General features: G+C 40.6%; 2 protein-coding genes. Both read left to right on the top strand.

All coding sequences use genetic code 11. The annotated features are described in order from the left end of the window. Window positions 1-399 (top strand): 8-oxo-dGTP diphosphatase (locus HMPREF0381_RS14190; protein ID WP_008752703.1); only part of this gene is annotated, 399 nt, incomplete at its 5' end. Between the two features lie 84 nt (window positions 400-483). Further along, the coding region (locus HMPREF0381_RS14380) for an AAC(3) family N-acetyltransferase (RefSeq protein ID WP_008752702.1) at window positions 484-951 on the top strand (468 nt) is incomplete at its 3' end.

The raw sequence follows: 951 nt of genomic DNA, 5'->3' as shown, positions 1-951 counted from the left end.
ATACTGGTGCAGGAGAAGGTGGGTACAAGGTATCCCGGAGGTCTGGTGTTTCCCGGAGGGCATGTGGAGGAGGGGGAATCTTTGACAGAGTCGGTTATAAGAGAAATGAGAGAGGAGACCGGACTTTTAATTGAAAATCCCATACCCTGCGGTTTTAAAGACTGGATAATGGAGGACGGCATAAGATATCTGGTGCTTTTATATAAAACGGATAAGTTCACCGGAGAACTTAAATCCTCTAAAGAGGGCAGAGTATTTTGGCTTGACCGCTCACAGGTAAATGAGGCAAATCTGATTTGGAATATGAGAGAGCTTCTTGAGATTTTTGACTCCGACAGATACAGTGAATTCTTTTTTAAGATAAAGAACGGGAAGTACAGGGGGGATTTGCTGGGGTAGCTATGGGAAAATGCAAAGCATTGTACATGGTTTAAATATTAAAGAAGTGTAAAAAACAAAGTCTGTGGATAATATGGAGGAAATATGATAAAGATTTATGGAAGCCCGATGTGCCCTGACTGCATTTGCTGCAAAGAGGCCTTTGATAAAGAGGGAATAAAGTATGAGTTTATTGATATTAACAGTAACCTGAAATTATTTAAGGAGTTTTTAAAGCTTAGGGACAGTTCTCCGGTTTTTGATATTTGCAAGGAAAAAGGATATATAGGTATTCCGGCAATTGTGTCTGAAGATGGAAAAATAAGCCTTGATACAGAGAAATATTTAGCTGAAATAAAAGGGACAAATGTTAAGGTCATTGAAGATACGGAGCCTGATAACCGGCCTGTTACCAAAGAGGAAATAGTAAAGGCGCTTACTGAAATCGAACTGACAAGAGCTGATAATGTTATGGTACATGCTTCCCTCAGTAAGCTTGGCTATGTATGTGGAGGGGCACAGACAGTTATAGAGGCGATTATGGAGGTGGTGGGAGATGAGGGAAGCATTATG

This window comes from Lachnoanaerobaculum saburreum DSM 3986 (genome assembly GCF_000185385.1).
Lineage (GTDB): Bacteria > Bacillota > Clostridia > Lachnospirales > Lachnospiraceae > Lachnoanaerobaculum > Lachnoanaerobaculum saburreum.
The sequence above is the reverse complement of the archived record's forward strand: the minus strand, read 5'-3'. Positions and strand labels throughout refer to the sequence as shown.